This window comes from Cellulosilyticum sp., from assembly GCF_982396655.1.
The window spans coordinates 1-22,205 of record NZ_CEVXFV010000023.1; the positions used below are offsets into that span (position 1 = coordinate 1).

The following is a 22,205-nucleotide window of genomic DNA, read 5'->3' on the forward strand; positions in this document are numbered from 1 at the left end:
ACCCACACTCGGGACTTTCACCCGTTAGACTACGCCCATGCTGGGCACACCACAATAAAAATAAAAGGGGGGCTCCCCCTCCTTTTATTTTTGCATTACTTCTTATCCAAATAAACCCATAGTTTGTACATTAGGGCTCCCCATAAGAAAAATCCTCCTATATAAAGACCCATATGGCCATCTGCCTTATATCCTCTTCCAGAAAATATAAACTGCCAATTCGGCACATCTGTGTAGTAATATTGCCCGCATCCAAAGTCTAGCCCTTCTATCATTCCTAAATTATTCTTCATAATATAAATACTCCCTAGAACTGCTGCAATCAATATTGCAATGCCGACTTTTGAAATAATATTAACAGTATGCTCCATTTTATCTTCCCCTCTCTTCTATGCCACAATATTGGGCACTGGAAAAATCCTTCCACTTAATAGAAGCCAGGCTACAAGTAATGTTAAAATCAAATTAAAGGTCTGCCCAATAATATATAGGACTACGGGTTTGCCGCCTTGAAATTGTTCTTTCATATCTCTTAAATTAGATTCTAATCCAATACTTGTAAACGCTAAGCAAAATGCCCATGTCTTAAAACTTCCTAATGTACTAATGATACTATCAGCAGTTTCCTTGCCATATGTAGGTTGGATTACAAATGAAAAGATAAGCGATGCGCCTAAAAATCCTAATATAAACTTAGGAAAACTAAGCCAAATCTGTGATAGCCCCACTGTTCTTTCTCCATTTGCAACCTCATTCTTCTCAACATGTTTTGCAAAGAAAATAGCAATCGCAAATGCAATAAAACCAATCAAAATATTTTGTATCATCTTCACTAATGAGGCTACTTGTCCTCCTACGCCGCCTAATGCTTCGCCTGCTAATACTACTGCACCAGTAGAGTCTACTGTTCCGCCAATCCAAGCCCCACCAATTAATGGATCCATACCTATTGCTTTAATAAATAAAGGCATTGTGACCATCATAACCACAGTGAAGATAAGTGAAATTCCTACTGCAAAGCTTAAATCATTTTTCTTTCCCTTACTTGCAGCAGCCGCCGCAATAGCTGCTGACGTTCCACATACAGATGTTGCTGCTGCTATAATCATAACCATTGGTTTGTTATGGATTTTAAGTACTTTAGTTCCTAAAATCCAAATAAAAATAATAACAACTGGCGTTACAAGCCAAGCTATTCCTAGGCCATAAAATCCAAATTTATTAATATTAGAAAATAAAACCTCAGCCCCCATAATTACTAAACCCGTCTTTATATAAAACTCGGTACGTAGTGCTGGTTTTAACCATTTAGGCGTCCCTACTGTATTACTGATTAAAATCCCTATTACAAGTGCCCAAAACGCATATTCTAAGTATTTCTTCATGACTACCTGTGCAGAAATTAAAGAAACTATAAAAGCGATTATAAATAATCCTGTAAAGGCTTTAAAAAATGCTAAACCTTCCCCACCTTGCAGCTTATAACCCACACCAAATAACAAAGCAAATATACTAAAAGTAACAAGTGTTCCAATTACTAAACTCACAGAAACCTCTCCTAAATCAAAAAGTTGACTAAAGGTTACATTGCCTTCTCCTCCCCACTTTGGAATCTTGACTGCACCCCAACTAAACTTTCCTGTGATGACACTTAAAATTCCCATGCCAATCACTATGAAACCTATCCATATAGCTAACCAGTCTTCATGTTTATATAAATCTGACCACTGCCACTTTTGTACACCTATGCTTTGTTCATCCTTTACTGATACAATACTATTTTCCATCGTCCTCTCCCCTTTGCTTTTTAATTCCCAGTATTCCAATAGAATTTGATTTATTTAAGCACATTATAATAACTATTTCCCACCAATTCAATATAATTAATATGATTTTATTATTTTTTTGCAATTCTAACAAATTTTCATCATCTGTCCACTTTAAAATGCACTATTTTTTATAATTTTCATTAACTTTACTTTAAATTTAATCATTTTTTATTTTTATCTTTAATTTTTTTGCGCATTTTTTATTTTTGCCTTTACAGGACTAATCCTTAATGGTATAATACTTTTCCCAAGAGGAAAACCATGAAAAGTAGGTGATTATATGATAGATGTAAAATTATTAATTGACAAAGCTTTCGAAGCCCAACAACATTCTTATTCTCCTTATTCAAATTTTAAAGTAGGTGCTGCACTTTTAGGTGCAAATGGTAAGATCTATCAAGGATGCAATATTGAAAATGCGGCCTATACACCTACTAACTGTGCAGAACGAACAGCAATCTTCACAGCTATAGCCGAAGGTCAAAAAGATTTTGTAGCAATTGCTATTGTAGGAAATAAAAGTGGTATTTCAGTAGGCGAAGGTGATTACTGTGCACCTTGTGCTGTATGTAGACAGGTTATGGCTGAGTTTTGTGACCTTAAAACATTTAAAATTTACATTGCAAAAAGTAGAGATGAATATCTTGAATATACATTAGAAGAACTTTTACCTTTAGCCTTTACAGGTAAAGATCTCAACAAATAATAATAAAACGGCTGTTTGCATTTTATGCTACAGCCGTTTTATTATTATTTGTAATCTGTCTCACTCTCAGGATCCTCTGGTGCATAAATGGCCCCTGCAAGGAGTTGTTCTTCTTGCTCCAGATATTTACCTACTCTTGGATTAATTGCTGTGAAGAACATATTAATAAAGTTTAATAAAATAAAGAATACCACATATGTCGCTATAAAAATTTCTATATTTCCTAAAAGCTCAAATAGCTGACCTAATAAAAGTTCACCTCTTTGCTTAAAATAGATTCCTAAATCATATGCTGCTAGTGTTGCAATAGCCAATGGGAATGTAAATGAAGCATATGCCGGCTTAAAGCCTTCTTTAAATAATTTTATAATATAGCTATAAACAACCACGAGTAAAATTAAGCCTGTTACAATAAGCCATATTAACATATAAATATTAGGTTCAGGTTCTATCGTCAATATACCAACGATTCCTAATGGGGCTGGTGAACAAACAATCCCCACCGTCGGTAGTTTGCGATCATCTAAAATTTCACTTTTAAATACAATGTAAAGCACGAAAGGTAGCAATAGGGTATAAAAAACAAAACCAAACATTAACATAAAATGTGCTACAGCGGGTATAATACCACCCATTCCCTTACTTGCTACACTCCCAGTTATCATTCCTGTGTATACTATAAAACAAGTGGGCATAATATTACTAAAACGTGCTTCCCTTAATCTAATAATTGTATAGAAAAGTACTATCCCATAGTGATAAACCACCATAGCTAGCCATATGACACTACATATGGTCGGAAATTTAGGATAGAAATAGGCTGCAACTAACCATGTTACCATGCCCATCGTTGGATAAAATGTCCCCGTTACTGGATCCTTTAGTTCTTTGTACATGACCTTAGGAAACATAATAAGCCTTATAATCATAAGTATTAACATAATCACCGCTATTGTAATTGCTATAGGCTTTAAATAATTTATATCTTTTAGCCGCCAACAATTGCTTAAAGTGATAAAGGCTAAACAAGTACCACTTATTCCAATGTGCATATACTGCAGTTTATCTAAGTATTTTCTCATAAAAAAACCTCTTTTATCTCATACTTTATGATGACTCATCCTAATTATAGTATGTCATCATTTTTAATTCCTACTCATACAAGGTTGTTTTCTCTATACATTTATTTAACTATTTAGCACAGGAAAAGATAGGCAATTTTTTTAAAATTATCCTTTACATAAATATTTAACTGTGTTTTAATCTTTTTATGCTATAGATTTCATATCTATAGATTTCACATTTATAAAATTTAGTTATTCATAGTTTTGAGTAATGTGAAATCATTGGGAGAAACCTATTTACCTAGATGCATATTTCAAGGTTTTAGTTGGTTTCTCTATATATAACACATATTAAATATATATTTTCAAAATAACTTACTAAAGGAAGGACAAGAAAACATGACATTTAATTTAAACATCTATGAGACTATGGCCTTGGTTTCTCTTGTATTTTATTTGGGTAAATTTCTTAGAAATAAATTTTCTTTACTCTCTAAATATTGTATCCCCCCCTCTGTTGTAGGAGGTTTTGTATTTGCTTTATTAATACTCATCTTCAAAATGACTGACATTGCAACAGTTACCTTGGATACAACACTTCAAAATATATTTATGACAGCTTTCTTTACAAGTATCGGTTTTACCGCTAGTATCAAAATTTTAAAACAAGGTGGATTTAAAGTTATTACCTTTCTCGGATTGGCCGTTACACTTGTTATTTTACAAAACATAGTGGGGGTTAGCTTAGCTTCTGCCTTCCACTTAAGCCCATTACTTGGTCTTTGTACTGCTTCCATTCCTATGGTTGGAGGGCATGGTACTTCTGGTTCCTTCGGACCAATTCTTGAAGAAATGGGCGTTACCGGTGCTACAACTGTTTCCTTTGCTTCTGCTACCTTTGGCTTAATTATGGGTAGTATTATCGGCGGGCTTGTTGCTAGACTTTTAATCCATGGCAAGAAGCTCAAAACTGTACGTGACGAAAATTCAAAGAATCCACCTACAGAAGTTGGAGATTATAATGAGGAAAATCATAATATTTTATCTTTCAAAAAATTAATGAATGGTGCTTGCCTCTTATTCATTGCTATGGGACTTGGTTCTATTGTTTCTGACTTTATTCAGCTTACAGGACTTACATTCCCTTCCTATATTGGTGCCATGCTAGTCGCTGCTATCATACGAAATATTTATGACTTTAGTGGCAAGGAACTTGTTGAAAAGGAAATTGAAACTTTAGGCGGACTTAGCCTTTCCTTCTTCTTAACAATGGCATTAATGGGGCTTAAGTTATGGGAGCTTTTCGACTTAGCATTACCACTTATTGTCATGCTCATTGCACAAGTTCTTCTTGTTGGTTTATTTGCTTATATCATAACCTTCAAGGTAATGGGTAAAACTTATGAAGCTGCAGTATTTTCTTCTGCTATATGTGGTTTCGGTATGGGTGCCACACCTAATGCCATAGCTAATATGGATGAACTTACTAATAGATATGGCTTTGTTCCTACGCCTTACTTCGTTGTACCTATTGTGGGCTGCTTATTCATTGACTTTGTTAACTCAGCCATTATTACAATATTCATTAACTTTATTCATTAAAATAATCAGTATAAAAAGACAGGACACACCATATTACATAATGGCTGTCCTGTCTTTTATTTTAATATGCTTGCCTTTTCTGCATCAGCTCATAATACTTTTTATCTAAAGCTATATATTCTTCACTGCCTACCTCAAGCGTACTCATCTTACCTACTAAATAAGCAATCTGATGCTCTAATATCATATTTGCCTCTAACTGCTGTTTTCTCTTATTCCCTTCTGACTTTTTAGAAGCACTATAATCTGTAAGTCTTTCACAATACGCCTTAAAGCCATATTCATAACGAATAATCCTTTTTTCTTTAAACACTAATAATTTATCACAAAGTCGCTCCAGCATATAACGGTCATGTGTGACTAATAGTATCGTTCCATTATACGCTGCAAGTGTTTCTTCTAGCTGCTCTCTTACATGAAGATCGATATGATTAGTTGGTTCATCTAATATTAGTACTTCACACCCCTCTTTAATCATTAAAAGTAACTTTAACTTCATACGTTCGCCTAGACTTAAGCAGCTTACTTTCTTATTCAAATCATTATCTTCAAAGCCTATTTGTGCCAATTCACTACGTATCTTGGTATACTCTTGCTTCGTCGTAGCCGTAAATAATTCTAAAATTGTTTTCTGCTCTTCTAGTCCTAATACCTCTTGGCTGATATACCCGATTCTTCTTGCACTGCTTAACTTAAGCATCCCCTCTACCTGTATTTCTCCTAACAAAGCTTTTATCAAAGTGGTCTTCCCACAACCATTAGCACCATATAAGCCAACCTTTTCACCACGTTTGACATAAAAAGAGCTTTCTTCAAACAGAACCTTATGATTATAACATTTACGAATATCTTTTGCTTCTAAAATAACGGTCCCTACCTTTGGCGCCTTGCCTACCTCAAATAAAACCTTTTGTTCTTCCTTAGGACATCCTGTACTATTTAACGCAATCTTTTCTAGGCGCTTAATACGTGACTTAATTGCCTTATCCATTTTCTTAGCTTTGACTCTATTGTATTCTTTGCCACCAAATTTATTACCTGTCATAATTGCTTTCTTAGCCGATTCCCTATGCGCTTTACTTGACCAGTTACGTAGTGCTTTAATTTGTCCTTGTATTCTTTCTTTATTTTTTTCCTCTTCTAAATATACACGAAGTGCTGCTTCATACTGTTTCTTCTTTTCCTGGCGGTACCATGAATAATTCCCTTTATATAATACCGCTTTCCCCTGTTCAATCTCTATAATCTGTGTTACACATTGATCTAAGAAATATCGATCATGTGAAATAACAATGACAGTTCCTCTAAAAGCTTTAAGCTGCTTAATCAGCCAATTAACACCTGCATAATCTAAATGGTTTGTCGGTTCATCCAATATGAGCACATCATATTTATTATACAAAATCTGTGTGAGAAGTGCCTTTGTCTTTTCTCCCCCACTTAATGTTTCTTTCAGCATTTTAGCATCTATAATCTGTTTCATATAGCCTATACGTAACCCATCATTTTGCCAAATAAGTTGCCCTGATGTAGGTTCTATTTCTCCCATTATAATATTGGCTAATGTTGTTTTTCCTGCACCATTTACACCTACGATGCCTATTTTCTGCCCTTGATATATTTCTAAGTTTACATCCTTTAAAATCTGATGCTCACCATATTCCTTATTAATTTTTCTACATTCTAATACGACTGACATAAAATCACCTCTAATTTTAAAGGTGCTTCTTTGCTGTACAAAATTAAGCGACTAGCGTCACATTATTAATTCAAATTTTAAGTTTGAAGATAGGAAAGCTAAAAAGCAAACCTTTCTATTCTATAAAAAAGGCTGTAAATGCATTACATTTACAGCCTTTTTCTTCCCGATCTCCTGTTCTTAGAGAAGCCTTGCTTCTACTATAACTTTCGATTACTGAAAATGACTGCCTATGCCTCATTAATTCATTGGATATGATTTAAATTTTTGCACAACAAAAAAAGTCCCTCTTTTTTAATTGTAAAAATAAAAATCTCTGAATTAAATTACATAGTATACATGTCATTCTCCTTTCGTCCTCATAAATATTTTATTTATTATAATATTTTTTCTACTATTTTTCAATCTTTTAGTTTATTTCTTTATATTATTTTTATTTGTAACATTTTAGTGAATCTATTGATATTATAATTATAGTCACTTTCAATGATAAGTTTTCCGTTTTCATCGTTTACTTTAAAGCGAAAACTTGTCCACCGTTTATCTCAAAACGAAAACTTGTCCATTGTAACTTTTCCTCATCTGTATAAGGAGGTCGTTATGGATTATATTACTATGGTTTTTGATATTAAAGATTCCCGTCATTATCCTAATCGCGCTTTGTTACAATATACTTTAATTGATTTGCTTAAGCAATGTAATACACAGTTTAAAGATATTTTAGCTGCACCTTTTATTATTACCCTCGGCGACGAATGGCAAGGTCTTCTTAAACCAAATTCAGACTATAGATGTATCATTCAGTTCTTTAAATTAAATTTACCTCAAGACCTCTCTTTCTGTATAGGCGTTGGGATTGGTCCTATTACTATTTCTAACTTTGAACTTACAGTCAATCAACTCGATGGGCCTGCCTTTTATCTCGCCCGGGAGGCCATTAATTATGCCAAGCGCAAAAAACACCAGCTCGTTGTTCTCTCGAATTAACCTTCTATTAAAAGCTTAATCAGATTTCCGCCTGCTATAGCAATGATAAAGCTCAAAGAATTGCCAATCAAAAAATACTCTGCAAACTTATCTTCTTTAAGCTTCGTCAACCTCGCAATAGATTTAGCTGTTAAAATATAACCTATAAGCTGTATATTTCCCATTAATAGTGAACATAGAATTAAAATACGTTCCAAAATCCCTATGATGTATCCTCCATGTCGTATTTCTTCTGTATGATTTAACGTCTCCAAGGTACTATTATGTACTGCATGTTTATAATCAATATGTCCAATAATCTGAGCAATTAAAATACCTGCAAAGCTTGTAATGCCTATAAAAATAATTGCTATAAAAATGAGTCTATCCGCCTTCATCAAGCTTATAGGATTGGCTATAAATGTATCTACCACTTGCCATGACATTCTTCCATTATATAAACCTAAAATCAATAAAAACGATACGAAATGCGCTATTTGATCCATCACAAAAAGCCATATAGTCTTTGATAAAGTAGGATAGCGAAATCCTAATATAACCTTGCACTGGTCAATCAGAAAGTGAATAAGCAATATGCCACCTATCACACATATTATAAGCTTCATATCAAATACCAAAGGAACGTTTCTGAAATACTTTAATCTCAAACTCCCTAAAATATTATTCCCCCAGATTACACTGCACAATATGAAACTATGAATCACTGCATGCAGCAAATTCCCCTTTACAGTATAGTCTATGATTTTCTTTACTTTTATAACTTTACTTTTAGCTTTATGCGACACTTCCTGATTATAAGCATTTTTTATAATCTGATTTAGCCCTTTAGGAAACCTCATTTGAATAATTTTATCCCCTTGAAAAACAAAGTCTCCTAATAGGTGTGCTAAAATCATTAATGAAACAAGCCGCGTTTCTATCATACTAAACGCCCCTTTTTAGTGTGATTTCATACTGCTTCAAAAGTTTACCAATCATCTGCCTATTTGCTTCTATAAGCCAATAATTAGATGCCTTTAATCGATTCGATACATTACTCTTACTAATCTTCTCCTTATTTTCTACAGCACTATAACTTCCTAGTTCCTCATAAGCATTAATAACTTGCTGCTGCACTCTTGTAATTTTTTTAAGATGTGTCTCATTATTTTGAATGATATTATTAATGATGTCTTCAAAGATTATATGTGTAAAGTCCTCTTCTTGCCCTTGACCGGTCGCCTCTGACAAATTAGGTCCTTTAAAAAATATCTTACAATCTTTCGTTGGAATCATTTTACTATAAGCATTTTTATTACACTTTGCTATATTTAAACTCTCTCTAGCTAAAATGAAGGCTTGTCCGTCCATCTCCCTGGTGTCTTGTGATTCTCTAGTGCTCATCTCACCTATACCAATACCACAGTAGCAAGTTGCCCCCAACTGGGTGAGATACTGCTGTACATTCATACAGATATTATATGATTCCCCAATGTCCTTAAGCACAATCTGCCATTCATCCCCTAAAGTAATCGTAATAGGTGCAACTAGTACGGCAGCATATTGCTGTGATAATGCATTCAGATAAGCTTTTAACTGTTCCTGAAAAGCATCTCTATGCGTTATCTTTCTTGAATTTACAATATCTATATTAATGACACTATAAATATTCTTCACTAAATACACCTCCTCCTTTATTTTCTTTTTATAATTATACCTCTATTTTTATTTTTTAATCTACTCTATTGAGAAACCAACTAAAAACTTGAAATATAATGTAGGTAAATTGTTTTCTCTCAATGATTTTACATGACTAAAAACTGTAAATAACTGAAATTCTTAACTGTGAAATCTATAATAAACAAAATGGTAAGATGATGCCTTGCTCGCTCTTACCATTTTATTTAAATGCATCTTTTTATGAAAAGAAGAATTCTGGTATATCCTGAATATTAAATATTTGTGCTAACAGCATCATTTCAGGATAAGTCCAATCTGTTGCCCCTTTCATTTTTCTTGTTAGTGTTTGTTTGCTTACACCTAATCTTGTAGCCAATTCGCCAAATGTCACATAATATTCTTTCATTAACTCATTGAGTTTTTGTTCAATCCCTGTTGTTGCCATTTATTTTCCTACTTTCTTTCACAAGTTACTCTTATTTTAACATACTTTAGGAGCTTATTTTTAAAAATAGTGTTTGTACTTATTTACAAGTATTTCCTGATACTGCTGTAACAATTTTATATAGCTATGTTTCTTGCACTTATTTTATTAGGTGTCTATAATTAATCTAAAATACATATATTCAAGGAGACTTCTATGACAACAACACTTTTACTTATTCGCCATGGCGAAACCCCTTGGAATGCTTTAGGTAAAGTGCAAGGGGTACATAATATTGATTTATCTGAAGCGGGCATTATGCAAGCAAAATGTTTGAGAGATCGTCTGCGAGGAAATTTTACAGCGGTTTATTCTAGCCCTCTAAATCGCGCCTATGACACAGCATGTATACTCTGTGAAAATACAGATTTAGAACCTATTAAGGTAAATGATTTACGTGAAATAGATTTTGGTTCTTGGGAAAGCATGACCTTTAAAGAAATTGCCCATGACTATCCTAATCACTTTGCCACTTGGAAAGCAGATGATGAAACTGGTCCTATGTATGACGGCGAAGGCAGCACCTATAACGCAAGCATTCGTGGCAAAAACTGCATTGAAGAGCTTATACGAAAGCATCCTAATGAAACAATCGCAGTTGTTTCCCATGGCGGCTTCATCAAAGCCACCCTTATCGGTTTATTTGGCTGGAAAATGTCCATGTATCATCACTTTGCACTTGGCAATACTTGTATTACTACCATTAACTTCAATGCGCAGCTTAGTCCTATGCTCATAGGCCTTAATGATACAAATCATCTCACCGAAAAGGTTACTTCCGTCTAATCTTTCTATCTAAAAAGGAGTTCCTACGAAACTATTTAACTCGTTTCGCAGGAGCTCCTCCTTATTTTTAAAGTAACTTATTTCACAGCACTCTATTTTTTAATTTTTATATAGATTTCACATTTATAAAATCATAGTTTTTAAGTACTAAATTTTATTTAAGACTTTTACAACATCATTTTTTCGTCCAGCAACAATTAAATGTTCATCAGCTTTCAGTACATAATCAGCTTTTGGCAATGGGAAAATCTGACCCTTTTCTTTCGTTGCAAGAATACTGATTTGATATTTACTACGAATAGATGCTTCCACAATTGTTTTCCCTACCCATGCCGGCATAGTTGGAATCTCATATATTGAGTACTCTGGTGTTAGCTCAATATAATCAAATACATGATTGGCACTATGCTTAGTAGCCGTTTTTTCTGCTATTTCCTTCTCTGGATATACCACTTCATCTGCACCATTTCTCAGTAGGAATTTTGCATGAATATCACGATTTGCTTTAGAGACTACGAAGCTTGCACCCATTTCCTTAAGCATAGATGTAATCTCTAAAGATGCTTGGAAATTAGAGCCAATGCATACATAACAAATATCAAAATTACGTACGCCAAAAGAAGCCAGTACATCTGGATTCGTGCAATCTCCAATTTGTGCCGAGGTTACTTCTGAAACAATACCTGCTATCTTTTCTTCATATTGGTCCACAATCATTACTTCATTTCCAAGCTCTGCAAATTTCATTGCTAAATGTCTTCCAAAACGACCTATCCCAATAATTAATACTGATTTCATATGCTTCTCCTTTTGCATCTGACTATGCATTTAATGTTTATTTTATGTATTTGTCTTAGCCAATGGCTATTTTTTCAATAGGCTGCCTAATAGGCACCGCTACCTTTTTCTCTGCAAAGGCAAGTGCAACTGATAAACTGCCTACACGTCCGCAGAACATCACTAGGGCAATCATAAATTTTGAAATAGCATTTAACTTACTAGTAATTCCCATAGACATTCCTACTGTACTTAGTGCCGATAACACCTCGAAGAACACTTCTTTTAATGGTAGTGGCTGAATCATACAAATAAGTAATACTGCTAAAGTACTTCCTATTAAATAGGTTGTTATGACACTGTATGCCCTTTTTTCTATACTAGGTTCTAATCTTCTATTAAAAATATTTAAATCCTCTGTATGATTAATAGATGAGATAAATGAAAGAATAATAACTACAAAAGTAGTCGTTTTAATACCACCCGCAGTAGAGCCAGGACATCCACCTATAATCATAAGCACCATTGTAAGTAATGCCGACCCTTCTGTAAGTTCTCCTATTGGAATCGTATTAAATCCTGCTGTTCTTGGGGTAACTGCCTGAAAAAACGAAGCAAGCATCGCATGCGGTCCACTCATTCCTGCTAATGTATTATTTTTCTCCATCCCATAGAAAAGTAAGGTAGGCACAAATATTAAAAGTGTGGTAATCACTACAACAATTTTAGTATGTAGATGATACCTTGAAAACTGCCACTTATTCTTCCATATATCTTCCCAAACAAAAAATCCAATGCCACCTATTATTATAAGTGCCATAACCACAATATTTACAAGATAATCTCCACTATATCTTGTCAGCGAAGATCCTGGTTCAAAACGTCCCATAAGGTCAAACCCTGCATTACAAAAAGCAGAAATCGAATGGAAAACGCCATTATAAATTCCTTTTCCAAGCCCCATTTCAGGTATAAATCTTAAAGATAAAAATACTGCACCTATTCCCTCAAAAATCAAGGTGCCTATTAAAATATGCTTTGTCATTCTCACAACGCCACCAATATGTATGGTACTTACAGATTCCTGCAAGAGTCCTCTTTCACGAAGTCCAATCTTTCTTCTAAGCATCAACGAAAACAAGGTTGCTACTGCCATAAAACCAAGCCCACCTATTTGTATAAGCGCTAAAATTACAACTTGCCCAAACACCGAAAAATGTGTAAAAGTATCATACACAACAAGTCCTGTAACACAAGTCGCAGAGGCTGATGTAAATAATGCATCAATAAATGGTGTTGCCACACCTGCCTTAGAAGCAATTGGTAGTGATAGAAGGCAGGCGCCTATTAATATAATAAGCATGAAACCAATGGCACTCATTTGTGTATAAGTTAACTTATACTTTCTAAGCTTAAACATTTGTCTAATTCTCCTTTAAATTACAAAAAGCTATTTCTTTAATTGTACCTACTAAAATTGTACCTGCTAACGCTATTCTATTGTTTATAGGCGTTGTTGTTATTCCCACATATAATAACTTTTACGCTTCGTGTAAGACAAATTACAATAATAGTAATTGCCATCCAGAACCACTGTTCTTCGTAAAATCGTTTTTCTTTCCTTATACCGCTTACTTGTTTCACTTTGTGTCTACCATCTTCCATAATCCCCTTATCTCCCTTTCATAAAGTAATTATTTTCCTACTTCTTGAAACTTTTTCTTCATATACCCTTTATTTTTAGGATATCTTGCATTAAAATATAATGATAGCAAATATTTTGTAAATCGCAAGTGTATATGTGCAACTCTATAGTTATTTCTCTATAGATAAGTTAAAATTTACATATATTTATTATAATATTTTTCAAATATTTTGGAAACACTTTAATATATTTTTTAAAGAGAGGTAGATTAATATGTCACTAGAAAACAATAATGCATCTAACTTCATTAGAACCATTATTACCGAAGACTTACAATCTGGCAAACATAAAGAAATCATTACACGTTTCCCACCAGAACCAAACGGTTACTTACACGTGGGTCACGCTAAATCTATACTTTTAAACTTTGGACTTGCTGAAGATTTTGGTGGTAAAACAAATCTTCGTTTTGATGATACAAACCCAGTTAAAGAAGATACTGAATATGTTGAATCAATCAAGCATGATGTTGAATGGTTAGGTGTAAAATGGGATAAACTTCTTTTTGCTTCTGATTACTTCGATGAAATGTACAACCGTGCTGTACTTCTTATCAAAAAAGGCAAAGCTTATGTATGTGATCTTACACCAGAAGAAGCTAAAGAATACCGCGGCACACTTACTGTACCAGGTAAAGAAAGCCCATATCGTAACCGCTCAGTAGAAGAAAACCTTGACCTTTTTGAACGTATGAAAAACGGTGAATTTAAAGATGGTGAAAAAGTATTACGTGCAAAAATCGATATGTCATCACCTAACATGAATATGCGTGACCCTATCATTTACCGTATTGCTCATGCTACTCACCACAATACAGGTGATAAATGGTGCATTTACCCAATGTACGACTTCGCTCACCCAATTGAAGATGCCATTGAAGGCATTACACACTCTATCTGTACACTTGAGTTCGAAGCACACCGCCCACTTTATAACTGGGTTGTTGAAGAATGTGAAATGCCATGTCATCCAAGACAAATCGAGTTTGCTAGACTTAACATTACAAACACTGTAATGAGTAAACGTAAACTTAAAATGCTTGTAGATGAAGGTGTAGTTGATGGCTGGGATGATCCTCGCATGCCTACTATTGCTGGTATGAGAAGACGCGGTTTCACACCTGAAGCTATTCGTAACTTCTGCCGTGAAATTGGTGTTGCTAAATCTGACTCTGTAGTCGATAGCCAAATGCTTGACTTCTTCTTAAGAGAAGACTTACAACCAAAAGCACCACTTGCTATGGCAGTACTTAAACCACTTAAATTAGTAATCACAAACTATCCAGAAGATCAAACAGAAATGCTTGAAATCGAAAACAATGCAAAAGATGAGACAAAAGGCACTCGTATGGTACCATTCTCTCGTGAACTTTACATCGAACAAGACGATTTCATGGAAGTACCAGCGCCTAAATACTTCCGCCTCTTCCCAGGTAATGAAGTACGTCTTAAAGGTGCTTACTTTGTTAAATGTACAGATGTTATCAAAGATGAAAATGGTAATATTGTAGAAGTGCATTGTACTTACGATCCAGAAACTAAAAGTGGTTCTGGCTTCACAGGACGTAAAGTAAAAGCTACAATTCACTGGGTAGATGCTAAAACTGCTCTTCCAGCTGAGTTTAGACTTTATGAACCACTTATCTTAGATGATGCACCAGAGAATGAAGGTAAACACTTCTTAGAACAAATTAATCCAAACTCTATGGAAGTTCTTGAAGGATTCATCGAAAATGTAGCATTCAAAGATGCTAAGCCACTTGATAAATTCCAACTCGTAAGAAATGGCTTCTTCTGTGTAGATTCTAAATACACTACACCAGAAAAATTATGCTTCAACAGAATTGTAGCGCTTAAAAGCTCATTCAAACCAGGCAAATAATTTCTAATAAAAAGGGTTATAGCTAGAGAAAACTTAGCTATAACCCTTTTTATTCTTTATTTCTTATCTAAACTTCCCATAAGCACCTTTAAGCGTTTCAATTGTAGCTGCCAATTGATTAGAGAGCGTTCCAATCTGGTTGATTGTTTCTGTCTGATTTGTACTTTCTGCGCTTACCTCTTCTGCTACACTCGCTGTATGCTCAATGATTCCTGTAATTTCCTGCATCTTTTGTGAAACTTCTTCTTTTTGATTCATAATTTCTTGCAAGACATTATTAGCTTCATCCATACTTGCATCTACTTCTTCCATCTGAGCATATATATTTTCAAAGGTTGCTGCTGTTTCCTGTACAATTGGAAGCTGCTTTCCAAATACCTCCGTCGCCTTTGCAAGATGCTTAATGGTAGCTGTTTTCTTTTCTTCTACCTTCTTTAATGCCTGTGCAATAATATCTACAGCATTTTCAATTTCTGCTGAAAGCTTTCTTACTTCATCCGCCACAACGCCGAATCCTTTGCCCGTATCGCCTGCTCTAGTTGCTTCAATAGCTGCATTAATTGCTAGTAGATTAGTCTGCTTGTTAATCCCCTGTATCATAGTGAGTATATTATGTATATTAGCTGCTTCCTCACCTAACGATTCAACATGTTTACTTACTTCATTACTAATTGTAATCGTTGTCTCCGCTTGATTTAATAAAGTATTTAGTTCTCCTTGTGCCCCTTCACTTGCTTTCATCGTAGCATAAGAAGCCTTCTTTGTCTCTGCCATCATATTGCTTACTTTGTTAATATTATTTGAAAGCTTACCAATAAGTTCTGCAGATATCTCCATCTCTTTATTCTGATTCTGTGCACCTATCGCTACACTCTCTATGGCCTTATCAATTTCTGCTGCTGAACTGGTCGTCTTCATGGCAATCTCTTGTAATGTAGATGAATTTTCTTCCACACTCACCGTAACCGATTTTGCATCTTTTATTAACTCTTTTAAGTTAATCGTCATATTTACAAAGCCATCTACCAATTGTTTTGATTCTAGATTAGAAAGGTGTACTTCCTTGTAGATTTCTTCTTCTACATTTAACTCCCCTTCCTCTACACGTGCCATATATTCACATACCTTTTTAATAGGTGCTGTAATTCGTTTACCAATGACAATACTAGCAACCACAATAATTAAGATACATAGCAACAATATAGCACCGATATATATTAGTGTTGTATTAACTGATTTCATTAACACATTCATTGGTGCTAAGCTTACAATTTTCCATCCATTTGAACATTTAAAGTAACTTAGGATATTTGCCCCATACATTCCTGTCCATGTATCTTCTTTTTGCTTGTCTATATAGGCCATATAATCCGTATCATTTAAATTACTACCTACAGCTAACTTCTGCGCATCATTGCTAGTAATAATCTTATTTTCTTGATTTACAATCATAAGAGGTATATCTGCTTGAATGCTTGCTAAGTCTAAAATTTCTTGAAAGTAATCTGTATTGACTTCAAATATACAAATCGTGTCTTTGTTATTAAACTTCCTAGCCACATATATTTCCGGTGTCCACGTGCCATCACCATTATCAATCATCTCAAAAATCCACTTAAACTGAGAATTAGAAAGCTCTTTTAATGCTTTATATTCATCAGTTTGTATAAATTCATTTATATCCCTTTTGGCCTTCTTCTTATACTTGTTGTAAATTACTTGATCATCCTTAATAATATCTATTCCTGTAATTGCATCTTGTACATTAAATATACTTGCCATCTTACTATTAATTTCTTTAGTATACTGTATCTTATCGCTATTATCTAACGTCAATGCATCATGTACATAGTTAATTAATGTGTTATTTACTGACAAATCTGCAATAGTAATCTTCACATAATTAATCTGATATTCAATATTATAGTTAAGCTGTTCTACAATCTTCTGAGAATACCCCCCTACGGATTCTCGCATACTATCACTTACGCCATTAAGTGTTAATCCCCCGATTAAAACTACAGGTAAAATACTAATCACTAAAAAAATTCCTACAAGCTGATGATATAATTTTATCTTCTTTGTACTTATCTTTCTAACTCCTTTTTTCTTGCCCTTACCCATATATCTCACTCTCCACTATGCGTATTTTATTCCAATCTTCTTACAACATAATGTCCATACTTCCCCTCGTAAAATGCGAAATTCTTTGCAATAGAGTAAAAGGCACTATTATAGCCATACTTTTCCACACAGCTATCATCTCTTTGGATTCCTAATTTATTGCAAATGTGTGCCAATTTAGGCGTTGTTACAAAAGGTAGAATAACATTATACTCACTTTGCTTGCTTAAAAATTCTAGTAAACGTGTTGTATAACCCAAGTTTAAATAAGCTTCTGCCACCTCAATTTGTCTAATCATAACTGTCCCATCGTCTTCTATTTCATAAATAAACTTTAAGTTATCATTTACAATCAGCCCTTTTACTGAACTAAACATATCATTATGTACCGGCATAACTTTCACCTCAAACCCAGCCTCTTCTAGTAATTCTTTTAATTCTTTTTTCATTTTAGTCTCCTCTCCAAAGTTTATCATTCAACATGCTCATACTTCATTATTTATCTAGTGATATAGATTTCACATTTATAAATCTTAGTTGTTCATAGTTTTTAGTTATGTGAAATCATTGAGAGAAACTTATTTGCCTACATGTATATTTCAAGGATTTAATTGGTTTCTCTATATAGATTTCACATTTATAAATCTTAGTTATTCATGGTTTGTAGTTATGTGAAATCATTGAGAGAAACTTACTTGCCTACATGTATATTTCAAGGGTTTAGTTGGTTTCTCTATATAAATCTATTTGAAGTAATTTTTTATATATTCTAATTATACTAAATGCTATCTTTTTTATCTATATACTATTCAAAATTAAAAGACATATTTTAAAGTATCATTTATCTTACGATAATAACCTTAAAATATGCCTTCTTCAATAATTATGTACTTACCCCTTCATTGCAAGAAGCAATACCTTTAATCCAATAAACCCCAACATAACAATCCCAATGATAAGTGTGAACTTACATGTTCCATAGGTCTCTTTTTGAATAATTTCTGACTCTGCATGTTTTGCTGTATAAAGCTGGATCAGACCACTTACAACTTGTAATATCCCACCTACTAACATCCCAAGGTCTACTGTAATACTTCCCATTAATACTAATATAACTAATAATACTGTCACAACTGAGCAAATCGTTGTTAAGACCGTGACTAATTTTGGATTAATCTTCAAGTTCTATTCCTCCTGAATTATAACATTATTTTGCCTCATTTCTGGCTATACTACAATTATACCAAATTAATCTTAAATTGTACGCCCCTTAATAATAGTTTAAATTTTTATTTTTTACAGATTTTCACACTTTCTTTATGCTTATATTATATGTACGCTCTATCTCTTGATTTAACATTGAAAAAGTCTGTCACGAAATTTCGTGACAGACTTTTTATAGGAATGTGATTTGTTTGAACCCTGTACTATGTGATAATTATAAATTTTCAATAACGCAGTTTGCGAAGTCTGCTCCAGTTGCCCCATCACTACGTCCTGTCATATGAACTGTTTCATTTGCAATTTGTAATGCTTTAATCACGCGGTCAGCTTCTTTTGCATAACCAATATGACGAAGTAAAAGTTCTGCTGCTTTAATCATACTTGCTGGATTAGCATATTGTGCACGCCCTGTTTCCACCATTCTAGGTGCACTACCATGAATGGCTTCAAACATAGCATATTTATTACCAATATTGGCACTACCTGCTGTTCCTACGCCACCTTGAATTTGAGCTGCTTCATCTGTAATAATGTCTCCATAAAGGTTAGGAAGTACAAATACTTCAAAGTTCTTTCTAACTTTTTCATTAATTAAGTTAGCAGAAATGATATCTACAAACCAGTCATCTACTTGGATTTCTGGATATTCTTTTGCAATGTTATAGCAAAGTTCTAAGAACTTACCATCTGTTTTCTTTAAAATATTTGCCTTTGTAATGATTGCCACATGTTTTTTACCATTTTTACGTGCAAATTCAAAAGCTTGACGTGCAATTCTTTCTGTTCCTTGTGTAGTTGTTACTTTGAAGTCGAAAGACATATCTTCATCAATAACTACACCTTTGCTACCAAGTGCATATTCCCCTTCTGTGTTTTCACGGAAAAATGTCCAGTCAATTCCTTCTTCTGGTACTGCTACTGGTCTTACATTCGCAAATAAATCAAGTTCACGTCTCATTGCTACATTAGCACTTTCAATATTTGGTCCATCACCTTTACTTGGTGTTGTTGTTGGCCCTTTTAAAATAATGTCACAAGCTTTAAGTTCAGCAAGTACATCATCTGGGATTGCTTTATTAGCTGCAATACGATTTTCAATTGTTAAACCATCAATTTGTTTGAAAACAATACGACCACTTTCTACATCATTTTTAAGTACTGCTCGAAGTACACGTTCTGCTTCTTTTGTAATAGCAGGTCCAATACCGTCACCACCGCAACATCCAATAATAATTTTATCCATTTTGCTATAGTCTACTGCACCTGTATCAGCTTTCATTCTTTCTACTCTCGCAAGTTGCGCTTCTACTAGTGCTGCGAAATGCTCTTTTGCTAATTGTAACTTATCCATTCTAATCCTCCTACATTTGCTGAATATATTCGCATTTATATGCTCATATATTTATTATAACAAAAACTATTTATTTTTGTATAATAATATAAAATTTATCATTAATTGAACCTTGTTGTCCATTTACTTGTTTTCTTCTAAATATCTATCTATGTATTCTTCCATTTCTTTATCACTGATTACTGTGATACGACCATTTGCATATTCTTTATCTACCCACTCTTTGATATCGAGACAAAGTGTGTCATTTTTATCAATGCCTTTAAGTTTAGAGTATTTAGGATTTGCATTAATCCAATGCGCAATCCCTGCAAGTCCTGATGTATTACTGATTGCTACTCGTACTGGTCTATTTAGGAGTTTGTCTGTATCAAAAATATTGTAGATTTCTTCATTTTTTAATAAGCCATCAGCATGAATCCCTGCTCTTGTAACATTAAAGTTTTTACCGACAAATGGTGTACGTTCTGGAATATGTTCACCAATGACATTTTCAAAGTACTCTGCAAGTTCTGTAATAACTGTTGTATCCATGCCATCAAGTGTTCCTCTAATTTGAGCGTATTCCATAACCATTGCTTCAAGAGGTGTATTACCTGTTCTTTCGCCGATACCAAACAGTGAACAGTTGATACCGCAGCAACCATAGAGCCAAGCTGCAGTTGAATTTGCTACCGCACGGTAAAAGTCATTATGCCCATGCCATTCAATCCATTCATGAGGAACGCCTGCATATTGATGTAATGCATACATAATACCAGGTACACTTCGTGGAATCATTGCTCCAGGATAACTCACACCATATCCCATAGTATCACAAGCACGAATTTTAATAGGCATTTTAGTCTCTTCACTTATCTTCATAAGTTCTCTTGCAAATGGTACTACGAAATTGTAAATATCTGCTCTTGTAATGTCTTCAAAGTGACATCTTGGAATAATACCTTGTTCAATGCATTGTCTAATAATCTTTGTATAATGAGCAATTGCCTCTGAACGTTTCATATTTAACTTATGAAAAATATGATAGTCAGAACAACTTACTAAAATCCCTGTTTCTTTAATCTCCATTTGTTTAACAAGTTGAAAATCTTTTTCAGACGCTCTGATCCAAGATGTAATTGTAGGGAAGTCATAGCCAAGCTCCATACATTTTTCTACAGCTTTTCGATCCTTTTCGCTATATAAGAAAAACTCACTTTGTCTTACAATACCTTTTGGTCCACTTAAGCGATGAAGCATCTTATAAATATCTACAATCTGTTCTGTTGTGTAAGGTGCTCTTGATTGTTGTCCATCTCTGAAAGTTGTATCTGTAATAAAGATTTCATCTGGCATACACATAGGTACATGTAAGTCATTGAATGCAACTCTTGGAATTTCATCATATGGGTAAAACTCTCTAAACATATTTGGTGTATCTACATCTTCTAATTGGTGGTTCTTTTCTGGCCTTGTAAGTAAATTAGTTCTCTTATTGAGTTCAAACATATTATATCCTCCCTTTGCAATATCATGCTTGTAATCTTGTAATTGTCTGACAATTTTCTTATGTATAATTGTATACAATTCTCTTTCACATGTCAACAAAAAATAATTTGAACATTTTTCACTTTAAAAAAAATTTTATCAATTGTAACATTTATTTCCATCCGTCATACTATGTTAATGAAGAATGAAGTTCACACTTTACACATTTCATTCATTCTTACTTTAAATTATCTTTTTAGATTATTTTATTATAAGGAGGTCAAATATGTCTGGTTTCAATAGTTGTTGCAATAACTGTAATAGCTTTGACTGCTGCGATCCTTGCAACAACTCACTTCTTGGTATACAAAAAGGGCGCAACAATTCTTGGCTCCTACCAGTCCTCATCATATTTGGTGCTTTATATTTAGCATGTAATTCCAACGTATGTAATTCCCATTGGTTAATCATACTATTCATTATATTTTTACTTTGTAATATAACTATTTGTTAAGTATTTTATATATAGGAGGCAATATCATGGAAGATCTTAGATGTTTAGACAATAACTTTTGGTGGCTTATTATCATAGCTGTATTCGTATTATGTTTCTGTAATAATGGTTGCAACAATAACTTAGGTTGCTTATTCAACGGTTTATTTGATGGTTGTGGCAACAATACTTGGATTTGGATCATCATTGCTGTTATCATTTATATGTGCTTCTGCAATACTGGCTGCGGTAGCATCTTTAGAAACGACATCCAATAAAAATAAAAATAATACGAGGTCAGGTTGCACGAAAGTGCCGCCTGACCTCGTTTTTGTAGAAGTTCATGTGAATTATAGCAGTTGGG

21 protein-coding genes are annotated in these 22,205 nt (G+C 33.9%); 6 read left to right on the forward strand and 15 right to left on the reverse strand.

The annotated features are described in order from the left end of the window. Window positions 1-95: 95 nt before the first annotated feature. Both AC1VAQ_RS11125 and AC1VAQ_RS11130 read right to left on the reverse strand, forming a co-directional pair. Entirely contained in the window at window positions 96-371 is a 276-nt protein-coding gene (locus AC1VAQ_RS11125; protein ID WP_302595980.1) for a hypothetical protein, read from the reverse strand. Between the two features lie 18 nt (window positions 372-389). Continuing rightward, window positions 390-1,787, reverse strand: coding sequence for a YeiH family protein (locus AC1VAQ_RS11130; protein WP_302595979.1), 1,398 nt, complete (start codon window positions 1,785-1,787; stop codon window positions 390-392). A gap of 322 nt (window positions 1,788-2,109) precedes the next feature. Here AC1VAQ_RS11130 and cdd point away from each other — a divergent pair, with 322 nt between their 5' ends. Beyond that, window positions 2,110-2,535 carry a cytidine deaminase gene (gene cdd, locus AC1VAQ_RS11135; RefSeq protein ID WP_302595978.1) on the forward strand — a complete coding sequence of 142 codons (426 nt, stop codon included), beginning with the start codon at window positions 2,110-2,112 and terminating at the stop codon, window positions 2,533-2,535. A 44-nt stretch (window positions 2,536-2,579) separates the two neighbouring features. On the opposite strand, the gene AC1VAQ_RS11140 is transcribed toward cdd, so the two are convergent. After that, window positions 2,580-3,617, reverse strand: coding sequence for a TDT family transporter (locus AC1VAQ_RS11140; protein ID WP_302595977.1), 1,038 nt, complete (start codon window positions 3,615-3,617; stop codon window positions 2,580-2,582). Between the two features lie 381 nt (window positions 3,618-3,998). On the opposite strand from AC1VAQ_RS11140, the gene gltS reads away from it, so the two are divergent. Continuing rightward, window positions 3,999-5,201: a sodium/glutamate symporter gene (gene gltS / locus AC1VAQ_RS11145; RefSeq protein ID WP_479903907.1), complete on the forward strand. Its 1,203-nt coding sequence runs from the start codon at window positions 3,999-4,001 to the stop codon at window positions 5,199-5,201. Between the two features lie 61 nt (window positions 5,202-5,262). Here the strand turns inward: gltS and abc-f are convergent, their stop codons facing one another. Continuing rightward, on the reverse strand, window positions 5,263-6,900 hold the full coding sequence (gene abc-f / locus AC1VAQ_RS11150) for a ribosomal protection-like ABC-F family protein (protein WP_303244010.1): 1,638 nt from the start codon (window positions 6,898-6,900) through the stop codon (window positions 5,263-5,265). A gap of 600 nt (window positions 6,901-7,500) precedes the next feature. Here abc-f and AC1VAQ_RS11155 point away from each other — a divergent pair. Next, window positions 7,501-7,887 carry a SatD family protein gene (locus AC1VAQ_RS11155; RefSeq protein ID WP_302598658.1) on the forward strand — a complete coding sequence of 129 codons (387 nt, stop codon included), beginning with the start codon at window positions 7,501-7,503 and terminating at the stop codon, window positions 7,885-7,887. Here AC1VAQ_RS11155 and AC1VAQ_RS11160 read toward each other — a convergent pair. From AC1VAQ_RS11160 to AC1VAQ_RS11170, 3 genes are all read right to left on the reverse strand, one after another. Beyond that, entirely contained in the window at window positions 7,884-8,810 is a 927-nt protein-coding gene (locus AC1VAQ_RS11160; protein ID WP_303244011.1) for a DUF3307 domain-containing protein, read from the reverse strand. The genes AC1VAQ_RS11155 and AC1VAQ_RS11160 overlap by 4 nt on opposite strands. 1 nt (window position 8,811) lies before the next feature. Further along, window positions 8,812-9,543: a SatD family protein gene (locus tag AC1VAQ_RS11165; protein WP_302598656.1), complete on the reverse strand. Its 732-nt coding sequence runs from the start codon at window positions 9,541-9,543 to the stop codon at window positions 8,812-8,814. Window positions 9,544-9,784: 241 nt separating this feature from the next. Then, on the reverse strand, window positions 9,785-9,991 hold the full coding sequence (locus tag AC1VAQ_RS11170) for a helix-turn-helix domain-containing protein (RefSeq protein ID WP_302598655.1): 207 nt from the start codon (window positions 9,989-9,991) through the stop codon (window positions 9,785-9,787). A 195-nt stretch (window positions 9,992-10,186) separates the two neighbouring features. On the opposite strand from AC1VAQ_RS11170, the gene AC1VAQ_RS11175 reads away from it, so the two are divergent. Then, the gene (locus tag AC1VAQ_RS11175; protein ID WP_479903908.1) at window positions 10,187-10,816 is read left to right on the forward strand and encodes a histidine phosphatase family protein; all 630 of its coding nucleotides are present in this window, start codon (window positions 10,187-10,189) and stop codon (window positions 10,814-10,816) included. 147 nt (window positions 10,817-10,963) lie between these two features. Here the strand turns inward: AC1VAQ_RS11175 and AC1VAQ_RS11180 are convergent, their stop codons facing one another. The 3 genes from AC1VAQ_RS11180 to AC1VAQ_RS11190 all read right to left on the reverse strand — a co-directional run bounded on the left by AC1VAQ_RS11180 (window position 10,964) and on the right by AC1VAQ_RS11190 (window position 13,258). Beyond that, entirely contained in the window at window positions 10,964-11,614 is a 651-nt protein-coding gene (locus AC1VAQ_RS11180) for a potassium channel family protein (RefSeq protein ID WP_302598653.1), read from the reverse strand. Between the two features lie 55 nt (window positions 11,615-11,669). Further along, window positions 11,670-13,013: a TrkH family potassium uptake protein gene (locus AC1VAQ_RS11185; protein WP_302598651.1), complete on the reverse strand. Its 1,344-nt coding sequence runs from the start codon at window positions 13,011-13,013 to the stop codon at window positions 11,670-11,672. Window positions 13,014-13,090: 77 nt separating this feature from the next. Further along, a complete protein-coding gene (locus AC1VAQ_RS11190; protein ID WP_302598650.1) occupies window positions 13,091-13,258 on the reverse strand; it encodes a hypothetical protein in 168 nt (55 codons plus the stop codon). A gap of 253 nt (window positions 13,259-13,511) precedes the next feature. Between AC1VAQ_RS11190 and AC1VAQ_RS11195 the strand changes: the two genes are divergently transcribed. Further along, on the forward strand, window positions 13,512-15,179 hold the full coding sequence (locus AC1VAQ_RS11195) for a glutamine--tRNA ligase/YqeY domain fusion protein (RefSeq protein WP_302598649.1): 1,668 nt from the start codon (window positions 13,512-13,514) through the stop codon (window positions 15,177-15,179). Window positions 15,180-15,242: 63 nt separating this feature from the next. On the opposite strand, the gene AC1VAQ_RS11200 is transcribed toward AC1VAQ_RS11195, so the two are convergent. The 5 genes from AC1VAQ_RS11200 to AC1VAQ_RS11220 all read right to left on the reverse strand — a co-directional run bounded on the left by AC1VAQ_RS11200 (window position 15,243) and on the right by AC1VAQ_RS11220 (window position 21,369). Next, window positions 15,243-17,303: a methyl-accepting chemotaxis protein gene (locus AC1VAQ_RS11200; protein WP_302598647.1), complete on the reverse strand. Its 2,061-nt coding sequence runs from the start codon at window positions 17,301-17,303 to the stop codon at window positions 15,243-15,245. A 26-nt stretch (window positions 17,304-17,329) separates the two neighbouring features. Then, window positions 17,330-17,752: a hypothetical protein gene (locus tag AC1VAQ_RS11205; RefSeq protein ID WP_302598645.1), complete on the reverse strand. Its 423-nt coding sequence runs from the start codon at window positions 17,750-17,752 to the stop codon at window positions 17,330-17,332. 442 nt (window positions 17,753-18,194) lie between these two features. Further along, window positions 18,195-18,485: a hypothetical protein gene (locus AC1VAQ_RS11210; RefSeq protein WP_302598644.1), complete on the reverse strand. Its 291-nt coding sequence runs from the start codon at window positions 18,483-18,485 to the stop codon at window positions 18,195-18,197. A gap of 256 nt (window positions 18,486-18,741) precedes the next feature. After that, window positions 18,742-19,878: an isocitrate/isopropylmalate family dehydrogenase gene (locus tag AC1VAQ_RS11215; protein WP_302598642.1), complete on the reverse strand. Its 1,137-nt coding sequence runs from the start codon at window positions 19,876-19,878 to the stop codon at window positions 18,742-18,744. 123 nt (window positions 19,879-20,001) lie between these two features. Continuing rightward, window positions 20,002-21,369 (reverse strand): beta/alpha barrel domain-containing protein, encoded by a 1,368-nt coding sequence (locus AC1VAQ_RS11220; protein ID WP_302598641.1) that lies wholly within the window; start codon window positions 21,367-21,369, stop codon window positions 20,002-20,004. Window positions 21,370-21,888: 519 nt separating this feature from the next. On the opposite strand from AC1VAQ_RS11220, the gene AC1VAQ_RS11225 reads away from it, so the two are divergent. Next, on the forward strand, window positions 21,889-22,119 hold the full coding sequence (locus AC1VAQ_RS11225) for a hypothetical protein (protein ID WP_302598640.1): 231 nt from the start codon (window positions 21,889-21,891) through the stop codon (window positions 22,117-22,119). Window positions 22,120-22,205 lie beyond the last annotated feature (86 nt).